Annotated in this window: 20 protein-coding genes; 11 read left to right on the plus strand and 9 right to left on the minus strand. The window is 69.0% G+C overall.

The window, feature by feature from the left end; all coding sequences use genetic code 11:
- Positions 1-33: 33 nt before the first annotated feature.
- Together RZ1_RS11305 and RZ1_RS11310 are read right to left on the minus strand one after the other, a co-directional pair.
- Positions 34-1,455 (minus strand): amidase, encoded by a 1,422-nt coding sequence (locus tag RZ1_RS11305; RefSeq protein ID WP_072811885.1) that lies wholly within the window; start codon positions 1,453-1,455, stop codon positions 34-36.
- Entirely contained in the window at positions 1,452-2,123 is a 672-nt protein-coding gene (locus RZ1_RS11310) for a GntR family transcriptional regulator (protein ID WP_072811887.1), read from the minus strand. Before RZ1_RS11310 ends, RZ1_RS11305 begins: the two co-directional genes overlap by 4 nt.
- 130 nt (positions 2,124-2,253) lie before the next feature.
- Between RZ1_RS11310 and RZ1_RS11315 the strand changes: the two genes are divergently transcribed.
- On the plus strand, positions 2,254-3,243 hold the full coding sequence (locus tag RZ1_RS11315; RefSeq protein WP_218020459.1) for a bile acid:sodium symporter family protein: 990 nt from the start codon (positions 2,254-2,256) through the stop codon (positions 3,241-3,243).
- Positions 3,244-3,315: 72 nt separating this feature from the next.
- Here the strand turns inward: RZ1_RS11315 and RZ1_RS11320 are convergent, their stop codons facing one another.
- The 4 genes from RZ1_RS11320 to RZ1_RS11335 form a co-directional block, all read right to left on the minus strand.
- Positions 3,316-5,148 (minus strand): phosphoenolpyruvate carboxykinase (GTP), encoded by a 1,833-nt coding sequence (locus RZ1_RS11320; protein ID WP_072811889.1) that lies wholly within the window; start codon positions 5,146-5,148, stop codon positions 3,316-3,318.
- Between the two features lie 275 nt (positions 5,149-5,423).
- Positions 5,424-5,750, minus strand: coding sequence for a DUF6802 family protein (locus RZ1_RS11325; RefSeq protein WP_072811891.1), 327 nt, complete (start codon positions 5,748-5,750; stop codon positions 5,424-5,426).
- Positions 5,751-5,793: 43 nt separating this feature from the next.
- Complete coding sequence (locus tag RZ1_RS11330; protein ID WP_072811893.1) at positions 5,794-7,227, minus strand: hypothetical protein; 1,434 nt, start codon at positions 7,225-7,227, stop codon at positions 5,794-5,796.
- Positions 7,224-7,820 (minus strand): hypothetical protein, encoded by a 597-nt coding sequence (locus tag RZ1_RS11335; protein WP_072811894.1) that lies wholly within the window; start codon positions 7,818-7,820, stop codon positions 7,224-7,226. The genes RZ1_RS11330 and RZ1_RS11335 overlap by 4 nt, the downstream gene beginning before the upstream one ends.
- Positions 7,821-7,962: 142 nt before the next feature.
- On the opposite strand from RZ1_RS11335, the gene trmB reads away from it, so the two are divergent.
- Genes trmB through RZ1_RS11350 form a run of 3 tightly spaced genes read left to right on the plus strand, consistent with a single transcriptional unit; the run spans position 7,963 to position 12,714 of the window.
- A complete protein-coding gene (gene trmB / locus RZ1_RS11340) occupies positions 7,963-8,709 on the plus strand; it encodes a tRNA (guanosine(46)-N7)-methyltransferase TrmB (RefSeq protein ID WP_072812056.1) in 747 nt (248 codons plus the stop codon).
- Entirely contained in the window at positions 8,706-9,398 is a 693-nt protein-coding gene (locus RZ1_RS11345) for an NYN domain-containing protein (RefSeq protein ID WP_072811895.1), read from the plus strand. Before trmB ends, RZ1_RS11345 begins: the two co-directional genes overlap by 4 nt.
- Before the next feature lie 10 nt (positions 9,399-9,408).
- A complete protein-coding gene (locus tag RZ1_RS11350; protein WP_072811897.1) occupies positions 9,409-12,714 on the plus strand; it encodes an MMPL family transporter in 3,306 nt (1,101 codons plus the stop codon).
- Between the two features lies 1 nt (position 12,715).
- On the opposite strand, the gene RZ1_RS11355 is transcribed toward RZ1_RS11350, so the two are convergent.
- Positions 12,716-13,348 carry a DUF1707 SHOCT-like domain-containing protein gene (locus RZ1_RS11355; RefSeq protein WP_072811899.1) on the minus strand — a complete coding sequence of 211 codons (633 nt, stop codon included), beginning with the start codon at positions 13,346-13,348 and terminating at the stop codon, positions 12,716-12,718.
- A gap of 192 nt (positions 13,349-13,540) precedes the next feature.
- Between RZ1_RS11355 and RZ1_RS11360 the strand changes: the two genes are divergently transcribed.
- Entirely contained in the window at positions 13,541-13,918 is a 378-nt protein-coding gene (locus tag RZ1_RS11360) for a YciI family protein (RefSeq protein WP_072811901.1), read from the plus strand.
- Positions 13,918-15,126 (plus strand): RNA polymerase sigma factor, encoded by a 1,209-nt coding sequence (locus tag RZ1_RS11365; protein WP_139281816.1) that lies wholly within the window; start codon positions 13,918-13,920, stop codon positions 15,124-15,126. Before RZ1_RS11360 ends, RZ1_RS11365 begins: the two co-directional genes overlap by 1 nt.
- Positions 15,127-15,135: 9 nt before the next feature.
- On the opposite strand, the gene RZ1_RS11370 is transcribed toward RZ1_RS11365, so the two are convergent.
- The gene (locus RZ1_RS11370) at positions 15,136-15,765 is read right to left on the minus strand and encodes a response regulator (protein WP_072812058.1); all 630 of its coding nucleotides are present in this window, start codon (positions 15,763-15,765) and stop codon (positions 15,136-15,138) included.
- 19 nt (positions 15,766-15,784) lie between these two features.
- Positions 15,785-16,942, minus strand: coding sequence for a MacS family sensor histidine kinase (gene macS, locus RZ1_RS11375; protein WP_072811904.1), 1,158 nt, complete (start codon positions 16,940-16,942; stop codon positions 15,785-15,787).
- Positions 16,943-17,110: 168 nt separating this feature from the next.
- Between macS and RZ1_RS11380 the strand changes: the two genes are divergently transcribed.
- The 5 genes from RZ1_RS11380 (at position 17,111) to RZ1_RS11400 (ending at position 22,398) form a co-directional block, all read left to right on the plus strand.
- Positions 17,111-18,568: an adenylate/guanylate cyclase domain-containing protein gene (locus RZ1_RS11380; RefSeq protein ID WP_072811906.1), complete on the plus strand. Its 1,458-nt coding sequence runs from the start codon at positions 17,111-17,113 to the stop codon at positions 18,566-18,568.
- Between the two features lie 42 nt (positions 18,569-18,610).
- Positions 18,611-19,762 carry a lysylphosphatidylglycerol synthase transmembrane domain-containing protein gene (locus tag RZ1_RS11385; protein ID WP_072811908.1) on the plus strand — a complete coding sequence of 384 codons (1,152 nt, stop codon included), beginning with the start codon at positions 18,611-18,613 and terminating at the stop codon, positions 19,760-19,762.
- Between the two features lie 91 nt (positions 19,763-19,853).
- Positions 19,854-20,411 carry a YceI family protein gene (locus tag RZ1_RS11390; RefSeq protein ID WP_072811910.1) on the plus strand — a complete coding sequence of 186 codons (558 nt, stop codon included), beginning with the start codon at positions 19,854-19,856 and terminating at the stop codon, positions 20,409-20,411.
- Positions 20,412-20,486: 75 nt separating this feature from the next.
- Positions 20,487-20,867, plus strand: a complete 381-nt coding sequence (locus tag RZ1_RS11395) for a DUF3054 domain-containing protein (protein ID WP_072811912.1) — start codon at positions 20,487-20,489, stop codon at positions 20,865-20,867.
- Between the two features lie 64 nt (positions 20,868-20,931).
- Complete coding sequence (locus RZ1_RS11400; RefSeq protein ID WP_072812060.1) at positions 20,932-22,398, plus strand: peptide MFS transporter; 1,467 nt, start codon at positions 20,932-20,934, stop codon at positions 22,396-22,398.
- Positions 22,399-22,427: the final 29 nt, after the last annotated feature.

The following is a 22,427-nucleotide window of genomic DNA, read 5'->3' on the forward strand; positions in this document are numbered from 1 at the left end:
GAATTCTGTAGACAATTTGCCGGGAAGCGGTGGCTATTCGGCCTCGCACATCGAGGCCAACCACTCGGCGACGGCGAGCGCCCTCCCGTCCCGGCCGGGCGCACACACGACCTGCAGGGAGAGCGGTAGCCCCTCCTCGGACCGACCCACCGGCACCGACACGGCCGGTGCCCCGGTGAGCGTCACGGCACGGCACGCGCCCATCAGCTCCCAGCCGCGGACCACGACACCGTCGACGGCGAGTGTGCCGTCGTGATCGCACGCCGGTCCGCCCGCGACCGGAAGCAGCACGACATCGACTTCGTCGAAGATCCGCAACGCTGCTCGCGCCGAGTCGGCCGCCGCGAGTTCGGCTGCCGCGAGTTCGGCGGGGGTCGTGACCAGCGACGCCCGGATCGTCTGCAGGTTCTCCGGCAGCAGGAGGTGCTCACGCCCCGCGACGACGGCGGCGTGGTCGCGCATCGGGTCGACGGCCCGTAACGCGTTGTATGCCGGCAGACAGCCCTCGAACAGGCGCGGTCGCTCGATGGCCGTCGCACCCCGTCCCGCGGCTGCCTCGGCAACCTTCGCGACGCGGTCCGAGACCTCCCGGCGCACCGGGCCGAGCGCACCTCCATCGCTCCACGCGACGCGCAGGGCCGAGGGATCGAAGTCGCCGACGTCCACCGAATCGGCAGCGCGTCCCGCCATTACCGCGAGCGCCGTGCGCAGGTCCCGGATCGACCGTGCCAGCGGACCGACCACCTGCAACCTGCCCTGCATTCCCGGCGACACGTCGACGAGCCGACCGGTCGCGCCGACGTCACCGCCCGCCGCGGGAACCTGCCCGGCGGTCGGCACGAAACCTGCCGTGGGCCGGATCGACACGGTTCCCGTGCACTGCGCGGGCCACCGCAACGATCCCCCGAAGTCGGTGCCTATCCCGAGCGCGGTGATCCCCGCCGCGAGCAGCGCGGCGTCGCCGCCACTCGAACCGCCGGGCGTCACGTCGGGGAAGCGGGGATTGAGAGTCCTACCCTGCAGCGGGCTCTCGCACGTCACTCCGAACGCGAACTCCGGGCAGTTCGACTTTCCGACCACGATTGCGCCGGCATCCTGCAATCGCCGCACTGCGGTCGCCGTGGCCCGGGCCGTCGTTCCCATCAGCGCACGACTGCCTGCGGTGATCGGAAGCCCGGCGACCGCAATGACGTCCTTGACCGAAACGGGGACACCGGCGAGAGGCCCGACATCGTCACCCGCGCGTCGGCGCCTGTCCAGTTCGACAGCGGCACGCTCGGCTGCCGCCCACGATTCGTGGGTGAATGCGTTCAGATCGGATTGCGCCTCATGGCGGGCGCGCGCCCGCTCGATCGTCTCCACGGCCGAGACCCGGCCGCTACGGACGCCGGCCGAAATCTCGGTCGCGTCCTCGGGGTACGCGGCGTTCATATCGTCGAGAACCGAACGCGTCATGCGCGCTCTCCTTTCGTGTCGATCGCCGCCGCGGTGCCGACATAGTCCAGCTCGCCGTGTTCGTCGAACGCCTTCCGGACGGCATTCGGGTCGTCGTAGCGCAAACTCGACAACAGGCGCTCGTGACGCTCGCAGCCTTTGAGCAGGTCACCGGACGACCGTTCCTCGGTCAGGACGTTGGTTGCCATCGACAGCTGCATCTGCACCATCAGCGTCCGGTACACGTGGACGAGCCGGCGGTGTCCCGAGGCCGCGACGACACCGACGTGGAAGTCGACGTTGGCCTGGACCACCGCGGGCCGGTCCCCCGCCGAGGCCGCCGAGCGCATCCGGCGCATGACGGCGTCCAGTTCATCGAACATCTCCGGGGTGCGATGCCGCTCGATCAGCGTGAGCGCAAAGTCCTCCAGCGAGCGCCGCAGCGAGTAGATCTCTTCGATATCAGTGTCCGTGAGGACGACGACGCGGTATCCGCGCCGCGGTGTCTGTTCGAGGATTCCTTCGGCTTCGAGGGTCCGCAGCGCCTCCCGAAGGGGTGGACGACTGATGCCGAGCCGTTCGGCAAGAGGCGGTTCGTTGAGCTTGTCGCCCTGCCGGAGTTCGCCGCCGATCACCATCTTCCTGATCCCGTCGGCAGCCATCGATACGAGGCTTTCCTGAATGATCATTCCACCAGACTACTGTCTACAGATCACCGCTACGACTTCGAGACCAAGGTTGAATCCCTCACGAGACGCAATGGAAACATTTTGTCTACAGTATTTTGTAGTCAGTCTCGAATGAAGGAAGTAGGCGCTCGTGGCATCACCCGTATTCGAACGTGTCCGCGGAATCGCGGCGGCCGTCGACCCGTTCGTCGCGATGCTTCTCGCGACACTCGTCGTGGCTACGGTTCTGCCCGCCAGGGGAACCGCAGCCGAGCTCTTGCCGATCGCCGGATCCGTGGCAGTCGCGGTCCTGTTCTTCGTTTCAGGCCTGCGGCTGTCCCCCGCCGCCGTGGCAGCCGGGATCCGGGACTGGCGCCTGCAGGCCGCCATCCTCGCGACGACCTTCGTGTTGTTCCCGGCCGCAGGCTGGGCTGCGACCACGCTGGCGACGCCGTGGCTCTCGACCGATCTCGCGCTCGGCCTGCTGTTCCTGGCCGCCCTCCCGTCGGTGGTGCAGACGTCGACCGCCTTCACCTCGATCGCCGGGGGAAACGCCGCGGCATCGGTCTGCGCGGCGTCCGCGTCGAACCTGCTCGGGATCGTGCTCACGCCGGTTCTCGTCGCCGTACTGACCTCGTCCGACACCGGCATCGACGGCGGACCGGTCCTGAAGATCGTCTCGCAGATCCTCGTACCGTTCGCCATCGGACAACTCCTGCACGGCAGGTTCGGCGACGCCGCTGCACGCCACGCCTCGTCGCTGAGGATTGTGGATCGGGGCGCGATCCTGCTGATCGTCTATTCGGCGTTCGGCGCCGCCGTTGTGGGAGGAGTCTGGGAGCGCATCGCGGTCGGGGAACTGCTCATTGTGGTGGGGCTGTGCGCCGGGCTACTGATCCTCATGCTGGTCGGCACCTGGTGGGCGGGCCGCAGGCTGGGATTCAGCCGAGAGAATCGGATTCCCTTGATGTTCTGTGGTGCGGAGAAGAGCCTGACCACAGGACTCCCGATCGCCGCCATCATCTTCGCCGGCCCTATGGCCGGGGTCGTGGTCATCCCGGTGATCATCTATCACCAGCTGCAACTGCTGGTCTGTGCGCTGCTGGCTCGCCGGTTGGCCGAGGCACGTTCCACCCCCTGAACGACCGAATGTCGCAGTCGGTCAGTTGAACTGAGCGACTGCGACATTCGGTCACATTGGGTCCGGGGCAGACTAGCCGAGGCGCTGCTTGAGTGCCTCGAACTCGTCGCGGATGCCCGAGGGCACCTTCTCACCGAGGAACTCGAACCACTCGGCGATGCCTTCGATCTCGGCCTTCCACTCGTCGACGTCGACCTTCAGGGCCTCGTCGACGTCGGCTGCGTCGACGTCGAGACCGTCGAGCGTGAGGTCGGCCGCGGTCGGCACGTACCCGATCGGGGTGGACTGCGCATCGGCCTTGTGCTCGATGCGGTCGACGATCCACTTGAGCACGCGCGAGTTCTCGCCGAAGCCGGGCCACAGGAAGCGGCCGTCGTCGCCGCGACGGAACCAGTTCACGTAGAAGATCTTCGGCAGCTTTGCCGAGTCGGCGTTCTTGCCGAGCGTGATCCAGTGGTCGAGGTAGTCGCCGGCGTTGTAGCCGATGAAGGGCAGCATCGCCATCGGGTCGCGACGCACGTTGCCGACCTTGCCTTCGGCCGCAGCGGTCTGCTCGGACGACAGGGTCGCGCCGAGGAAGGTGCCGTGCTGCCAGTCGAAGGATTCACTGACCAGCGGAACCGTCGTCTTGCGGCGGCCACCGAACAGGATCGCGGAGATCGGCACACCCTGCGGGTCGTCCCACTCGGGGGCGAGGATCGGGCACTGCGACATCGGGGTGCAGTACCGCGAGTTCGGATGCGCGGCGTTGGTGCCGGACTCGGGGGTCCAATCGTTGCCCAGCCAGTCGGTCAGGTGCGCCGGCTTCTCGCCGCCGATGCCCTCCCACCAGATGTCGCCGTCGTCGGTCTTCGCGACATTGGTGTAGATGGTGTTGCCGGCCTCGATGGTCGCCATCGCGTTCGGGTTCGAATCCGAACTGGTGCCGGGCGCGACGCCGAAGAAGCCGAATTCCGGGTTCACGGCGTAGAGACGGCCGTCCTCACCGAAACGCATCCACGCGATGTCGTCGCCGAGGGTCTCGGCACGCCAGCCCGGGATGGTCGGCTGGATCATCGCGAGGTTGGTCTTGCCGCACGCCGACGGGAACGCCGCCGCGACGTAGTACGCCTTGTCCTCGGGCGAGATCAGCTTGAGGATCAGCATGTGCTCGGCGAGCCAGCCCTCGTCGTGGGCCATCGCCGACGCGATGCGCAGCGAGTAGCACTTCTTGCCGAGCAGAGCGTTGCCGCCGTAGCCGGAACCGTAGCTCCAGATCTCGCGGTCCTCGGGGAAGTGGGTGATGTACTTGGTGTCATTGCACGGCCACGCCACATCCTGCTGGCCGGCCTCGAGCGGCGCACCGACCGAGTGCAGGGCCTTCACGAACGGACGGTCCGTGCCCAGCTTCTCGAGGGCGGCGGCGCCCATGCGGGTCATGATGCGCATGGAGACGACCACATACTCGGAGTCGGTGATTTCCACGCCGAGCTTCGGGTCGTCGTCTCCGAGCGGGCCCATGCAGAACGGCACGACGTAGAGCGTGCGGCCGTGCATGCTGCCGCGGTACAGCTCGGTCATGGTGGCGCGCATCTCGGTCGGGTCGACCCAGTTGTTCGTCGGACCGGCGTCGATCTCGTTCTTCGAGCAGATGTACGTGCGGGACTCGACGCGCGCCACGTCCGACGGATCGGAGCTGGCGAGGAACGAGTTCGGCTTCTTCTCGTCGTTCAGGCGCGTGAACGTTCCGGCCTCCACCAGCTGGGAGGTCAGCCGATCCCATTCCTCATCGGAGCCGTCGGCCCAGACAACACGATCCGGCTCGGTGAGCTCGGCAACCTCTCGGACCCAGGCAAGCAACTCGGCATGCTGGGTCGGGGGCTTGTCGTCGGTTCCGTTGAGACCGGGAATGGTCGCTGAGGTCATCAAACTCTCCTGGGGTGTGCCCGGAACCGGATACCACCTCCGACCTGCACAAACGCACGCAGAAATCAGTGGCAGATCCGGGATTCCCCTCTCGGCAGGGGTACCACCCGCTTCCCTCCGTGGCCGAACGGAGGAAACGAGCGCCGGAAGTCCTATTCATAGAGGTTAACGCCGGACTTCCGATCGGGGGGAATCGGGTCCGGTCGGAAATGTCACAGAAACGATTCAGAGGCCGCATCGTACCGAAAATGCCGTATCCGCAGGAGCGACTCATCTCACTCCGGGCCCAGATTTCCGGCGTCCACGCGCAGCCAGCGCGGTGTCCCGTCGGGTTCGCGGTGGAACTCCCACACCCCGAACTCGCCGTCGTCGGCGATCGCGGTGAGCCTGTCGGTGCTGCCGTCGGCGTCGAGGTCGGTGGCGACGACCAGCGCCGACGACGAAGTCCAGGTGACCGTGTCGAAGGTGCCGTCGCCGTCGAGATCCGCGGTCGGGTCGACGGCGTCGGCCAGCGCGGCGACGGACACCGGATCGAACGGCGCGCCCGAGGCGAACCCTTCGGGTTCGGGCAGCCAATCGGGAATCAGGTAGCTCTCCACCATCTGTGTCTCCTCGAACGGTCCGTACCCGTGTGTTTCCGGGTTCTCACGGGGTTGGACGCGCCGGCACCGCCCTCGGTTCCCCCGGCCGGGATCGGTTCGGCCGTTCGAGGGCGGCCAGGTCCCGTCGGCACGCCTCGATCCGGGCGTTGCGCTCCCCGAGGCGGCGGCGCAGTTCCTCGTCGAGCGCGGTGACACGGTCGTGCAGGGCCGCCACCCGGGCGGTGTGTCCAGCCGCGGCGGACGCGGCGGCGCGAGCCTCGGCGTCGACGATCCGGGCGAGCACCCACGTGTCCAGGTCGGAGCGGATCTCGGTGAGTTCGTCGGTCACCCAGCGCCGCGCGCGGTCGCGTGCGGCGAGCCGTCGGCGGACCCGCACGAGCCACCACGCCGCTCCCAGCCCACCCGCGACGGTGATCGGCACCGTCGCCAGGTGCGCGGCGGGGACCGCTTCGAAGGGGAAGGCCAGCAGCCGGCCGAGCCCGGCCCCGGCGGACGCGCCGAGCACGACGGTGAGCCGGTCCTCGACCGTCTCGGTGACCGGCGCCATCGGTGCCGGGGTCCTCAGCGGCGCGGTGCCCGGCTCACCCGGCCGGGCGGACTCCTTCTCGCCCAGCCGGGCGGCGACGATCGCCGACACACGTTCGCTCAGGTTTCTCACCGCCCCGTCGAACGCCTCGTACGCGCGCACCGGGTCGGCGTCCACGGCGTCGCGGACCGCGGTGGAGGTGGCCCGCACGCTCGCGGCGACCTCCTGCAGCAGTTCGAGCCGGGCACGCTGCAGGTCGCTGCGTGCGCGACCGCCGGGGTCGGCGGGCGCCGACGCCTGCTGCACGAGCCGTGCTCGTTCGGCGCGCACCGACGCGCCGTCGTCGGCACGCAACTCCTCGATGGTCGCGGCGATCGTGCTGCGGGTCCGGGCGATCACCGCGGACCGCGCGACGGCCGCGGTGTGCGCGGCCACGGCGGCGGCGCGCAGCATCTCGTGCAGGTCGACGATGCCCGACTCGAGCCGCAGCACGTGACCGGCATCGCCGCCCATCTCGCGGGCGCGGACCGTGACGGTCGTGGCGACCGGCAGGATCGTCACGTCGAGCAGACCGGCGTGCCGCTGCAGCAGCGCGAGATCGGTGTCGAGAACACGACGCCAGTCCGGGCAACGTTCGATGCCGGTGAGTGCACACACCACACGCGCGGCGCCGGGGGCGGCTGCCCCGAGCACGGCCAGTTCGGTGCGGCCGACGAACGCGGATGCCTCGAGCACCATGAGCACGACCGCTGCGGACCCATCCCGCACGTACTCGACGTTCCCTTCCCCGACCGTCCCGCCGAGTTCGACGAGTTCCGCGACAAGGTCGTTCTCGCCCGCGCCGGGAACCGCCGCGACCCGGACGCGCAGTGCGGGCTTGTCGCCGTGCAGGCGCGCCCAGCCGTCGGGATCCCAGCGGCGCAGGACGTCGTCGGCGGCCGGTTCGGTCACCGCGCGCCCTGCAGGGTCAGTGAATCGAGCGCGTTCTCGATCGCGTCCCGCGCCGGCGGATTCGCGGCGATCCCCGCGACCGTCCGGGCCAGCTCCTCGTCGCGGCGTCGCCGAGCGTGGTGCAGCCGGGCGGCCACCGCCGTCGCGAGGGCATCGGTATCGGAGAAGTGAAGGACCGGCACGCGCAGTTCCCCGGCGACCGCGGTGACCGCCGCGTCGGGATCGTCGAGCCGCTCGGTGCCGGTGAGCACCACGAGCATGCGTCCCGCCTCGACCCGGTTGATCACCGCCCGGTCCGCGGGGTGGATCGCGTGCGGCGGACACCGGACGGCGGTGACATGGACCACGACGTCGCCGTCGACGACAGGATCGGACCGGCCGGGCACGTCCATCTCGACGTGTTCGACCGCGTATTCCGCCGACGACTCCGCGACGGCGAGCCCGCCGCCGCCACCGCCGGCACGCCCGACGATCTGCACGGTCAGTGGACGGTCGCGGGCGCGCAGCGCCGCGTGCACGGCGCGACCGGCATCCGCGTCGAACTGTTCGACGCGATGGGCGAGCGCACACCACGCGTCGTCGGAATCCCCCATGCGAACATCCCCCGAAATGTCCCCGGCAACGGTGGACGGATTATCGCAGACCCGGCGCCCGGCGGCAGCGGCCCTGAGAAAACCCTGTGGTCACATCAGTCCCTCCTGTCACGCACTCCCGAGATACGCGACAATGGGTGCCGTGAACGAAGCCGATCAGCACACGACCGAGACGTCGGAACAGCGCCCGACCCGAGGAAACCGCCTCTACCCGCGGGTGACGAGTTTCCGTTCCCGCCGCGGCTCGCTGACCGACCCGCAGCAGGGAACCTGGGACCGACTGTGGCCCGAACTCGGCCGCGATGTCGGCGACGACCTGCTCGACATCGACGGCTGGTTCGGCCGCAACGCTCCCACGATCCTCGAGATCGGCTCCGGGACCGGGACCGCCGCGGTGTCGATGGCGCAGGCCGAGCCGCACGTCAACCTGATCGCGATCGAGGTCTACAAGCCGGGGATCGCCCAGACGTTGCAGCGCATCGAACGCACCTACGGCACCGAGCAGCCCGTCCACAATCTGCGGGTCCTGCGCGGGGACGCCGTCGAGGTGCTCGAGCACATGGTGGCGCCGGAATCACTCACCGGGGTGCGGGTGTTCTTCCCCGACCCCTGGCCCAAGGCCCGCCACCACAAGCGCCGCCTGCTGCAGGCACCGACGTTCGCATTGATCGCGAGCCGCCTGAAGCCGGGGGGCGTGTTGCACGTGGCCACCGACCACGCCGAATACGCCGTCGCGATCGAGGAGGCCGGCAACGCCGAGCCTCTGCTCACGGCCGTCGAGTGGGACTCGCCGATCAGCCACGAACGGCCCGTCACGAAGTTCGAGGGCAAGGCCCACCAGGTGGGCAGCGCCATCACCGAGTTGATCTGGGGGAAGATCGGAGCATGAGCCTCGACGAAGATATGGCCGCCACGTTCGATTCGACGGCGGTGGGAGGCGGCAACCCGCACCGGCGCGTACTGCTCGTGTGGGATGCGCCGAACCTCGACATGGGGCTCGGAGCGATCCTCGGCGGCCGGCCCACCGCCGCATACCGGCCCCGGTTCGACGCGCTCGGCCGTTGGCTGCTCAGCCGCACCGCCGAACTGTCCCGCTCCACCTCGGCGACCCTCGAACCCGAAGCGACGGTGTTCACGAACATCGCGCCGGGCAGCGCCGACGTCGTCCGGCCGTGGGTCGAGGCGCTGCGCAATGTCGGTTTCGCGGTGTTCGCCAAGCCCAAGATCGACGAGGACAGCGACGTCGACTCCGATATGCTGCGCCACATCGAGCTGCGGCACAGCGAGGGCCTCGCCGGTGTGATGGTGGCTTCCGCGGACGGGCAGGCGTTCCGGGAACCCCTCGAGGCGCTCGCCGGTGCCGGCGTCGCGGTGCAGGTGCTCGGGTTCCGCGAACACGCCAGCTGGGCGGTGACGTCCGAGATCCTCGACTTCGTCGATCTCGAGGACATCCCCGGCGTGTTCCGTGAGCCGCTGCCGCGTGTCAGCCTGGACATGCTCCCCGACGAGGGTGCCTGGCTGCAGCCGTTCCGACCGCTTTCCGCCTTGCTCGTCGGACGCAAGAGCGTCGCCGAATAGGAGACTTCACGTGTTCGACCGCTGGGGAGAGCTCGTCTTCCGCGCCCGTTTCACGGTGATCGCGGTGATGGTCGCCGCCTTGTTGGGGTTGGCCGGATACGGGCTCAGCCTGAACGATCATCTCAGCCAGAGCGGCTGGGATGATCCCGGCTCGCAGTCGTCGCAGGCCGCACGGCTCGCGGACAGCACATTCGGTCGCGACACCGCCGGCGACGTCCTGGTGCTGTACACGGCACCCGAGGGCAAGACCGTCGACGATCCCGAGCTCGCAGCGAAGGTCAAGAACAGCCTCAATACCCTGGTCGCGAACCACCCCGACGAGATTCTCAAGATCAACGGTGCCTACTGGCCCACGAACGGGGCACCCGCGCTTCCCGCACTCGCCGACGAATCACGTCAGCACGCGGTCGCGTCGATCGCGATCGCCGGGGACGACGACACCGCACTGACCAACAACTTCCGCGTCATCAAGGACGAGTTCGCCATCGACGGCGTCGAGGTGCAACTCGCCGGTCTGCAACCGATCGCCGGCGCCCTCAACGACACGATGGCCAACGACATCAAACGCATGGAGATCCTCGCGATCCCCGCCGTCGGCATCCTGTTGTTCTTCGTCTTCGGCGGTGTCGTCGCCGCATCGCTGCCGCTCATCACGGGTGGCCTCACGATCATCGCCGCGAACGGTGTCGTGCGGTTCATCACCAACTTCGCCGAGGTCAACTCGTTCGTCGCTCCCGTCGTGTCACTCATCGGCCTGGGACTGGCGATCGACTACGGCCTGTTCATGGTGTCCCGGTTCCGCGAAGAACTCGCCGAGGGATACGAGACGGCCGCGGCGGTCCGGCGCACGGTCGTCACCGCAGGCCGCACCGTCGTGTTCTCCGCGACGATGGTCGTCACCAGCCTCGGCGGCCTGCTGCTGTTCCCGCAGGCATTCCTCAAGTCCGTCGCTTACGGCGCGATCGCCGCGGTCTCCCTCGCAGCGCTCACGTCGATCACGCTGCTCCCGGCGATCCTGAGCATCCTCGGCAAACGCATCGACAAATTCGGCCTCAAGCGATTCGGTCAGATCCAGTCGAACGAGCAGATCGAGAACAGCCTCATCGGCCGCCTCACCCGCTGGGTGATGCGCAATCCGCTCAAGGTCACCATCCCCACCGTCATCGGTCTGCTGCTGCTCATCATGCCGCTGACCGGTATCAAGTTCGGCGGCATCAACGAGACGTACCTTCCGCCGGATCACCCCACGCGCGTCGCTCAGGAGAAGTTCGACGAACTGTTCCCCGGTCAGCGTGCCGAGCCCGTGCGCATCGTCATCCGCGGCGCGGAAGGCGGCGACCTCAACCAGATCGTCAAGACGGCGAGCGCCGCACCCGGACTGGTGGAGAAGTTCGCCATCGAAGGCCCCGCCAAAGACGGCGTCCGCGTCATCAAGGCCGGCCTGGTCGACCGCAACGCATCGGCCGACACCATCGACTACCTGCATTCGGCGTCCTGGCCCGACGGCGTCGAGGTCCTCGTCGGCGGTACCCCCGCCATCGAGCAGGACTCGATCGCCGCGCTGCTCGACACGCTGCCGTTGATGGTGACCGTGGTCGTGCTCCTGACCACCCTCCTGATGTTCCTCGCGTTCGGCTCCCTGGTGCTGCCCATCAAGGCAGCCCTGATGAGCGCGCTCGGCCTCGGCGCCACCCTCGGCATCCTCACGTGGATCTTCGTCGACGGACACGGCGCCGGACCGCTGAACTTCACCGCAGGCCCGATCATGTCGCCGGTGCTCGTGCTGATCATCGCGATCATCTACGGCCTGTCCACCGACTACGAGGTGTTCCTGCTCTCCCGGATGGTCGAGGCCCGTTCCCAGGGCGCGAGCACCACCGAATCGATCCGTATCGGCACCGCCCACACCGGTCGCATCATCACGGCCGCCGCCCTGATCCTCATCGTCGTCACGGGCGCGTTCGGGTTCTCCGATCTCGTGATGATGAAGTACATCGCATTCGGCATGATCGCCGCGCTGATCCTCGACGCGACCGTCATCCGCATGTTCCTCGTCCCCGCCACCATGAAGCTGCTCGGCGACGACTGCTGGTGGGCGCCGGCATGGATGAAACGCATCCAGGAGAAGATCGGCCTCGCCGAACCGATCCTCGCGGACGAGCTGATGCCTCAGGACGTGCCCGAACTCATCACCGTGGGCATGTTCGGCCCGGCGACCGTCGCGGCGACCGGTTCACACCGCCTCCCGCCGATGGTCCCCGGCGTCGGCCCGTCGGACATGACGCAGCCGCTGCCCAAGATCGCAGCGCCCAGGTCCTCCGCCGAACAGCGCCGTGCACGGGAGTTCCCGCCCGCGCCGCGACGGCCCTCGCCCTCGCGGGCCGGACGCGTACCCCTCCCCGCTCCGGATCGCCGCCTGCGGCCCGACCTCCAGACTCCGGGACAACCACCGGCCGCACCCAGCCAGCAGGCGGCACCGCCGCCGCGCGAACAAGCGGCACCGCCGCCGCGCACACAGGCGGCACCACCGCCGCGCACACAGGCGGCACCACCGCCGCGCACACAGGCGGCACGACCGCCGCGCACCCCAGCGGCACCACCGCAGCGCGATCCGCGGGGCCACGACAGCACCGCGCTACAGCGCAATCCGCAGGCACCGTCGGACCGGCCGATGCGTCCTGCTCCCCCGGCGCCTCCGCAGCCCCGTCAGGCAGCGCCGCTGCCCCAGCGGCCCATGGCAGATCAGCAACCGCCGGTGCCGCGTCCCGTGACGGATCCGCAGTCGCCGACCGCGGTGCCGCAGTTTCCGCCGACCACCGCGTCACCGCAGGCTGCCACGGCACTCCCGCAGGTGTCGGCCACGATTGTCCCGCCGCTACCGCGTCGTGATGTTCAGGGTTCGGCGCCCGCACAGGACCCCCAGTCTCCGACTGCGATTCCGCCGTTGCCGCGTCGCCAGCGCGGGACCGTGCCGCCGCCACTTCCGCATCCGTTCGTGCGGCCGCAGGTCCCGCAGCAGCCGCCCGCCGGCCCGGCCCCGGCGCCCCGCACGGAAGCGGCGCGGCCCCGCGACCCCCAGGCCATCGAGAACTGGCTGTCCCAGTTGCGGCGTACCGCACCCGGCGCCGACCAGCCTCGGCCCGCGCGCCCAGCTCAGGATCAGGTTCCGGCACCGCGGGAGCAGGATCCGCACCTCGGCCGGTACCGCGACCCGGATCCGGAGCGGTCCGGTCCGGTCACGGGTCGGCACGGGGACGAGGACAACGCCGGCGGGATCAGCGTCAGTGAGTTGATCGCCCGCCAGCGCCGGCCGTAAATCAGCGCAAGAACTCACGCAGTGCGGTGCCCAGGGGGTACCGCACTGTCAGTGAGCTGAAGTGCAGCTTGCCGGTCACCACGAGGTGCAGGGGCCCGAACGGCGCTCCGGACCGCACCTTCGAGTTCGTGCTCGACGCGACCGGGTCGATGCCGTTGATGTCCGCGGTCGCTTCCGCCGGCACGACGAGGGTGACGGATCCGAGGTAGTCGTTCACCTGGATGTGCACAACCTGGGTGTGCATCACCGCTTCGGTGAAGTCGAGGACCACAGTCGACATCCGCGTGTCGATCTGCAGTGCCGGCGGAACCTCCCACCGTCCCTTGCGGGAGAGATTCGACATGCGGCCGCGGATCACCATCGTGCCGGCGGCAGGCGACGACGGCACGGGGGCCGGGGTTTGTGCCGGCGCGTTCTGCACCCGGGCCTGCTGGACGTATTCCGGGCGCAATTGGATGCCCGGAAGGTCGATGAGAACCTGGTTGACGTCGGCGCGGGTCTTGGCGGCCAGCACGGTGTCCATGCGTTCGGTGAACTCGCCGAGCGAGAGCATGCCCTGACCGACGGCCTTTTGCAGCAGTTGTCCGACGTGTTCCCGTTCGGCGTCCGAAACGCGCAGATCCCTCGAGTCCATGGCCACCACAGTAAGCGGCAGATCGTGCCTCGTCCCGGCGCCTCGGATCGGTCACCTGTCGATCGGCGGCGGACCCGATCGTCATCACTGCGGCGGGCCGAACTCGGTACCACCGAATTTCACCGAGCCGCGGTATGCGGACGGACGACTCGGCAGGATCGAGTCGGAGCAACGAGGGAAAGGACAGGTCCCGTGCGATACACGATTCTGATGCACTACCCGGAGGAGACCGGCGCGTCGATCGGCGAGGAGACGATCGCGGCCGGCCGGAAGGCGTTCGCCGCCTACGCGGCGGCGCTGGAGCAGGCCGGCGTGCTGATCGGCGCGGAGGTTCTCGCCCCGTCCGATCTGACGACCACGCTGACGATGGCCGACGGCGAACTCCGCGTCCAGGACGGGCCGTTCGCCGACACGAAGGAGCAGTTGGGCGGAACCGTCGTCGTCGACGTGCCGGACCTCGATGCGGCGATCGAGTGGGCGCGGCAGGCCCCGCCGATCCAGTGGGGTGCGGTCGAGGTCCGGCCGGGCGCGACGTACACGGTCGACGGTGTCTGGACCCCGAACACATGATGCGGTCCGGGGCGTGGGCCGCTGCCGAGCACGCGGCACGCGCCTCGCGGACCCGGCTGGTTGCGCTGCTCGCGGCGAGCTCCGGCGACCTCGCGCTCGCCGAGGACGCCGTGGCAGCGGCGTTCGAGCAGGCACTGACCGTCTGGCCCGAGCGCGGTGTCCCCGCGAATCCGGACGGGTGGCTGCTCACCGTCGCCCGGAACCGGCAGCGTGATGTGTGGAAGTCCGCCGCGCACCGCACGGCGGCTCCGCTCGAGGATGTGCTCGACAGCGGTGCCGACGCGGTGGCGGTCCTCGACGATGTCGACCCGGACGCGATCCCGGATCGACGGCTGGCGCTGTTGTTCGTGTGTGCGCACCCCGCGATCGGGGAGTCCGCGCGCACGCCGCTGATGCTGCAGACGGTGCTGGGTTTCGATGCGGCACAGGTTGCTTCGGTGTTCGCGGTCTCCGCATCTGCGATGAGCGGGCGGCTGGTCCGTGCGAAGCGGCGCATCCGCGACGCACGGATCCCGTTCACCGTCCCGGACCGCACCGTAATGTTCGAGCGTCTGCCCGCCGTCCTCGAAGCGGTCTACGGGTGTTTCACGATCACCCGCAACCTCGACGTCACGCCGATGGGGTCCGAATCACTCTATCTGGCAACAATACTCGCCGAGTCCGTCGACGAACCCGAAGCGTGGGGTCTGGCGTCGCTGGTCGCGTTGTCGCTGAGCCGGGCGGGCGCGACCGGCGCGACCTTCGTGCCGCTCGACGAGCAGAACCCGGCATCGTGGGATGCCGAACTCGCGCAACGCGGCGAGGACCTGCTCCGCCGCGCCTCGGCCGGCGGGCGCATCGGACGTTTCCAGCTCGAGGCTGCGATGCAGGCCGTCCACGCCGCCCGCCGTCACACCGGGGTCACGGATTGGTTTGCGCTCGATACGCTTTCGCGAGCACTGGTAGAGATCGCACCGACTCTCGGCGCGCGGGTCGCGCGGGCCGCGATCGTCGGCCGCGTCGACAGTCCGCGTGCGGGCCTCGCCGCGCTCGAGGCGGTGGCCCGCGACCATTCCGGCGCAACCTCGTATCAGCCGTTCCACGCGGTGCGCGCCGATCTCCTCGCGCGCGACGGCCGCACAGAGGAGGCCCGCGCGGCGTTCGACCGCGCCGCGGAACTCGCCACCGACGACGCGGTTCGCACCTGGCTGCGGAACCGGTCGCCGTAGTCCGCCGGGCTATTCCAGTCCCTGCTCGATGGCGTAGCGGGTCAGTTCGACACGGTTGGCGAGCTGCAATTTTCGCAAGGTCGCCTGGACGTGGTTCTCCACCGTCCGGTGACTGAGGGTGAGTTTCGCGGCGATCTGCTTGGCGGACATACCTTTTGCGACGAACCGGAGCACCTCGGTCTCCCGATCGGTGAGCGTCGGTGGTGCGGGTGAGCGCCGGTCCGCCGTCGCCGACATCCGCCGGTACTCGCCGAGCACCAGCCCGGCCAGCCCGGGAGTGAACACCGCCTGGCCGGCTGCCGTGGCCGCGACCGCCTCCACCAGTTCGGAGGCCGACGCACTCTTGACGAGATACCCCGACGCACCGGCCTTCACCGCGCCGAGCACGTCGTCGCGTTCGGACGACGCGGACAGCACCAGCACCCGGGTCGCGGGCGAGGCGCGCAGCACCGCGACGGTCGCGTCGGTGCCGCTCCCGTCGGGCAGCGACATGTCCATGAGCACGACGGCCGGCCGCACCGCTGCCGCGCGCCGCCCGGCGGTCCCGACGCTGTCGGCACCGGCGACGACGCGGAAACCCGCGGCCTCGAGGTCGCGGGAAACGGCGTCACGCCAGATGGGATGGTCGTCGACCACCATCACCGTGATCGGGGCGGGCTCAGTCACGAGTGACCACCCGCGGTACCCGGATCTCCCATTCGGTGCCCTCACCGGGAGCACTGTCGAGGACTGCGACACCGCCCAGCCAGGCGGCGCGGCCGACGATCGACTTGGACACGCCCATCCGGCCCTGCGCCTGCGCCTCGGCGAGCCGACCGTCGGGGATGCCGCTGCCGTCGTCGCGGATGCTGAGGATCACCTCGTCCCCGAGGTCCTCGAGCAGCACGTAGGCCTTGGCGCCGGGACCGGCGTGCAGCGCGGTGTTCTCCAGGGCCGTGGCGGCGGCGGCGGCGAGCTCGGCGGCACGGACCCGGTCGAGCAGGACGGGATCGGCAGGAGCGGACACCGTCACGTTCGCGCCGGCCCGGACGCGCAGCAGTGCGCGCAGATCCACCTGTTCGTCACCGCAGTCGACGCGGGTGTCCTGTTCGGAGATGAGCATCCTCAGCGCGGCTTCCTGTTCGCCGGCGAGCCGGGCCAGCTCGGCTGCCGGCCCCCCGAGTTCGTTCCCGCGCCGTTGGACGAGCGCGAGCACCTGCAGCACCCCGTCGTGGACCTGACGGGCGAGCCGGTCGCGTTCCTCGGTGGCGGCGGCCATACGCACCGCCTGTTCGAGCTGCCGGTGGGCGCGGCGCGCGGTCACGGTCGCGAACCCCATCGCGACGCCGACCGCGACGAGCACCGGGGCCGTCGCGTCCCGCCACAGGTCGAGGTTGATCTGGTCGCGCACGACGGCACTGACGGTGGCCATCACCAGTGCCGAGCAGGTCCCGGCGGCCGGACCACCGAGCACCGCTGCGGACAGCACCGCATTGGCGACCCACAGGGTGGTCGGCATGGTCTGATGGTTGCTGTACCACTCGGGGTCGGCGACGATCCGGGTCGCGCCCATGAGGGCGATCGCGACGACCTGGTCGAGTGCCACGACCTTCCAGCGTTGCGTCGTTCCTCGCGACAGCAGCACCGCCGAGAGCACCGACCACCCCGCAAGCACGGCGATGAAGAACCAGCTCAGCTCGGGTCTCGTGTAGTTGGGCACGGTGGAGATCTGGGAGCTGACCGCATACGCGAGGGTGACGAGGCGGAACACCTGCGAAGCTCGCCACAGCGGTGCATCCGGATCGGCATCATGCCGGTCTCGTACGGTTCCTCCCATTTCCGACGTTCCCCCGATTCGTATCGATCGAGCAGATCGTAGCCTCCCGGTGACGCGTTTTATGGACCACGACGTGCTGTGACCGTAGCCACAGTGGTTTGATTTGAAGTCGTGCTGAGGTCATATCGGGCTGTTGCGACGACGCTGCGTAGTCGCTGGCCGCTCTATATGGTCTCGATGGGCGCTTCGAATCTGTTCGGCGCCCTGCTGGTGTTCGCGTTCGTCCGCTACGGCATCCCGATCGCGGAATCGGCGAACATCATCGCGGACCGGGTCCGCAACTTCGCGGTGTTCGCCGTGTATCTCGCATTCGCCGGTGTCGTCAGTCTCACCGCTGCGGCGGTGATGCTGCGGTCGGTGGTGCGCTGGCAGCTGCGCGGGGGCCCGCCGACGCGCTCGGAGCAGATGGCCGCGCTGCACGCACCGCTGCGGCAGGCGATCGTGCATCTGGTGTTGTGGATCCTCGGCGGGGTGTTGTTCGTGTTCCTCACCGCGGAGGAGATGCCGTCGCTGGCCGCGGCGGTGGCGATCACCGTGGCGATGGCGGCGACCAGCACGTTCGGATTCACCTACATGCTCGGTGAACGGATTCTGCGCCCGGTGGCCGCCCAGGCGCTCAGCGAGGGCCGGTTCGATCGGACCATGGCGCCCGGGGTCGGCACCCGTCTGGCGATGACGTGGGGGCTGGGCACCCTGATGCCAGTGGCCGGGATCGTGCTGTTGTGCGTCACCCAGCTCACGTCGGATATGGAGTTCTCCCCGGATTCGCTGTCGTGGGCGATCCTCGCGCTGTCGATCATGGCGATCGGGCTGGCGCTGGTGCTCTCGACGCTGACCTCGGCGCAGATCTCCGATCCGGTCAAACAGTTGCGCTGGGCGATCGAGCGGGTGCAGCGCGGCGCGACCGGGGTGCAGGTCGAGGTGTTCGACGGCAGCGAGATGGGCCGTCTGCAGGTCGGCTTCAACCGGATGATGGCCGAGTCCGACGAGCGGCGGCGGCTGCGCGAACTGTTCGGTCAGCACGTCGGCGAGGATGTGGCGCGCCGCGCGTTGCAGTACGGCACCGAGCTGGGCGGGGAGACTCGATACGTGGCGGTGCTGTTCGTCGACATGGTCGGCTCCACCGCGACCGCCGCGGAACGGCCGCCGAGCGAGGTCGTGGACCTGCTCAACGAGTTCTTCCGGGTCGTGGTCGATGTCGTCGACCGGCACCACGGGTTCGTCAACAAGTTCATGGGTGATGCGGCGCTGGCGATCTTCGGGGCGCCACTGGACCGCCCGGATGCCCCGACGGCGGCACTGGCCGCGGCGCGCGAGCTGCGGTTCGCCCTCGACGAGATCACCGGCCTCGATATCGGCATCGGCGTGTCGGCGGGGCTCGCGGTGGCCGGCAACATCGGTGCGGCGGAGCGGTTCGAGTACACGGTGATCGGTGATCCGGTGAACGAGGCGTCGCGCCTGACCGAGCTCGCGAAGATGCGTCCGAGCCGGGTGCTGGCGTCGTCGAGTGCGTTGTACTTCGCCGACGACGAGGAACGCGAGCACTGGGAGCTGGGCGACGAGGTGCAGCTGCGGGGCCGCCGGCGGCTGACCCACCTGGCCTCGCCGGTGAAATATCCCGAGTGAAGTGAGACCGGTCGCAGCAGGGCGTTGGCTACGCTGATCCGCGTGGCGCCGCCTCGCGATGAACCACCCCGTCCCGGCGCCGCGCCGCGCCGGGGCGGCTTCGTATGGGCGAAATGGCTGCTCGGCGCCGCGCTCGTGGTGTTGCTGACGGTCGAGGCCGTCTACCTGTGGCCGTCGCTGAGCGATTCGTGGCGGGCGCTGACGGAGATGCATTGGGGCTGGTTCGCAGCATGTATCGCGGCCCAGGCCGCGTCGCTGAGCGGGTTCGCCGGTGTCCAGCAGCGCCTGCTCCACGCCGGTGGGGTCACCGTCGGGCACTTCCGTTCGGCATCGGTGGTCTACGCGAGTACGGCGATGTCGGTGACCTTGCCGGCCGGGCCGGTGTTCTCCACGGCGTTCACCTACAAGGCGACGCGCCGCTGGGGTGCGACGCCGGTCGTCGCGTCCTGGCAGCTCGCGGTGTCCGGGGTGATCGCGACGGCGACCCTCGCGGCGGTCGGGGTGGCGGGAGCACTGGCGGTCGGTTCGCGGGTCAGCCCGGTCACGCTGGTATTGGCCGTCGCCGGTACGTTCGCCCTGTTCTTCGGGTTGCGTCAAATCGCGAAGAATCCGTCGTCGATCGAGGCGCTGGGCCTGTGGGTGATCCACCGCGCCAACCGAGTCACGAAGAAGCCGGCCGAGACGGGCGTGCAGACGTTCGAGCGGATCCTGAGTCAGCTCGAGTCGGTGAAACTCGGTCGCCGGGACGCGCTGACCGCCCTGGGATGGTCCGGCGTGCACCGGATGTCCGACGTGGCATGCCTGGGTCTGGCGTGCTGGACGGTCGGCGGGGATCCGTCGCTGCCGGGGTTGCTGATCGCGTTCACCGCGGCGAAAGCGGTGGCGAGTGTGCCGCTGGCTCCGGGCGGACTGGGTTTCGTCGACGGCACGCTGATCGCGACGCTGACGGCGGCGGGGATGAGCGCCTCGCAGTCGCTGGCGGCGGTGTTCGTGTATCGCGTGGTCAGCTTTGTCATCGTCGCGATCGTGGGCTGGATCGTCATCGCGGTGCAGTACCGGTCGCATCGCATCGACGACGCCGAACTGGATCTCGAGCGCGAGCACCAGGCACGGTCACTGCTGACGCGGCGGAGCGAGTCCGCGCCCCCCTCCGGCGACGCGCCGAAGCGGGATCCGGGCCGGGCCTCATCGTGATCCACGCCACAGAGTAGTTGCGCAATCAACCATTCGGTGTCATCGTGGAACACATCAGAAGTTGAAACTTCAATCAATACGAGGAGTTGCCATGACGACCACCACCAGCACGACGTTCCCGGGCCTCACCGCCGGCACCTGGGCCATCGACCCCGTCCACTCGACCGTCGGCTTCACCGTCCGCCACCTCGTCGTCAGCAAGGTTCGCGGCAGCTTCGAGAACTTCAGCGGCGCCGTGACCGTCGCCGAGGACGGCACCGCGGCCGTGTCCGCCGAGATCGCCGTCGACTCGATCGACACCAAGAACAGCGACCGCGACGCGCACATCAAGTCCGCCGACTTCTTCGACGCCGAGCAGTTCCCCACCGCGTCCTTCACCTCCACCGGTGTCCGCAGCACCGGCAAGGGCTACGTCGTCGACGGCGAGTTCACCCTCCACGGCGTCACCAAGCCCGTCGAGCTCGAGCTCGAGTTCAACGGCGTCAACCCCGGCATGGGCAACGGCCCGGTCGCCGGCTTCGAAGCCACCACCGTCATCAACCGCAAGGACTTCGGCATCAGCATCGACATGCCGCTCGAGGGTGGCGGCGCCGTCGTCGGCGACAAGATCACCATCAACCTCGAGATCGAGGCCGGCCTGCAGGCCTGATCCGCGGCACCCCCGAACGAGCGCCCTCCGTCCCCGGAGGGCGCTCGTTTTCGTCGGCGACCTACCCTTGAGTTCGTGAAAAAGTACGCGCCGGCGCTGTTGATCGACATCGTCCTCGTCGTGGTCTTCGCCGCTCTCGGGCGTTCCAGCCACGACGAAACCCTGAACATTCCGGGTATCGCCACGACGGCGTGGCCGTTCCTCGCCGGCCTCACCGTCGGCTGGTTCGCGACCGCCGGGCTCTACCGCGACAAGTTCGACGCGCGCGCCGCCGTCCCGACCGGACTCCTGGTGTGGCTGTGCACGCTGATCGTCGGCATGCTGCTGCGCGCGGCCACCGGCCAGGGCACGGCAACGGCGTTCATCGTGGTCGCGACGATCTTCCTCGGAGTGTTCCTGGTCGGCTGGCGGTTGATCGCCCGCGTCTGGGCTCGCCGCAGCGTCCCGACCCGGTGACGCCGGCGCGTCCGGCCTCCGAAACCTCCGCGCGTGCACTGTTCCCGATGAGAAAGTGACATTCATGAGTGATCTCGCGGCACGCCAGGATTCGCGATCCGACCACCGGTTCTTCGGCCAGCCGCTCGCTCTGGCCAACCTGTTCGGTGTCGAGATGTGGGAGCGATTCTCCTTCTACGGCATGCAGGGCATCCTGATCTACTACCTGTACTACTCGGCAGACGAGGGCGGGCTGGCAATCAGCAAGGCGGCCGCAACCTCGATCGTCGGCGCCTACGGCGGCACCGTCTACCTGTCCACGATCCTCGGCGCGTGGATCGCCGACCGGTTGCTCGGCTCCGAACGGACCCTGTTCTACAGCGCCGTGATGGTCATGTGCGGCCACGTCGCGCTGGCGCTGATCCCCGGGCTGGCCGGTGTCGGCGTGGGCCTGGTGCTCATCGCCGTCGGCAGCGGCGGACTCAAGGCGAACGCGACGTCGCTGGTCGGCGACCTGTACGAAGAACACGACGAACGCCGCGACGCGGGCTTCTCGATCTTCTACATGGGCATCAACCTCGGCGCCCTGGCCGGCCCGCTGCTCACCGGCTGGGTGCAGACCAGCATGGGCTTCCACTACGGCTTCGGCCTCGCCGCGATCGGCATGGCCATCGGCCTGATCCAGTACTCGATCGGGCGCAAGCGGCTCGCGGGCATCGGGGCGACACCCCCGCACCCGCTACCGGCGGCGCTGCGGATGCGCGTCGCGGCCCTCGCGGCCGCCGCCGTTCTGATCATCGCCGTGGCCGCGCTGACCGGCCTGATCACCACCGACAACATGTCGGACCTCGTGGTGACCCTGACCATCATCGCGGCGGTCGTCTACTTCGCGCTCATCCTGTCGAGCCGGGCGATCACGCCGGTCGAGCGCAAACGCGTCATCTCGTTCATCCCGATGTTCCTGGCGAGCGCCGCGTTCTGGTCGCTGTTCCAGCAGCAGTTCACGATGGTCGCGGTGTACTCGGACACGCGGCTCGACCGGAACCTGTTCGGCTGGGACTTCCCGCCGTCGTGGGTGCAGTCGATCAACCCGGTGTTCATCATCATCTTCGCGGGCGTGTTCGCCGCCGCGTGGACGAAGCTGGGTCCACGCCAGCCGTCGTCGCCGATGAAGTTCTCGATCGGCACGATCATCATGGGCGTCGCCTTCCTGTGCTTCATCCCGATGTCCGGTGGCGGGTCGAACAGTGCGCCACTGCTCGGTCTGGCGGGCATCCTGCTGCTGTTCACGTTCGCCGAACTGTTCCTGTCCCCGGTGGGTCTGTCGCTGTCGACGAAGCTCGCCCCGCGGAGCTTCCACACCCAGATGGTGGCGTTGTTCTTCCTGTCGGTGGCTCTGGGCACGGCGATGGCCGGCACCCTCGCCAAGTACTACGACGAGAGCAACGAGGTGCCGTACTACCTGTGGATCGGCGGGGCGTCGATCCTCGTCGGCGTCGTGCTGATGCTGATCTCGCCGTGGATCCGCAAGATGATGCAGGCGGTGCACTGAGTGTTGCGGACGGTCCCGGGCGCGGGTGC

Source organism: Rhodococcus zopfii NBRC 100606 = JCM 9919, assembly GCF_001895025.1.
In the GTDB taxonomy this organism is placed as follows: domain Bacteria; phylum Actinomycetota; class Actinomycetes; order Mycobacteriales; family Mycobacteriaceae; genus Rhodococcus; species Rhodococcus zopfii.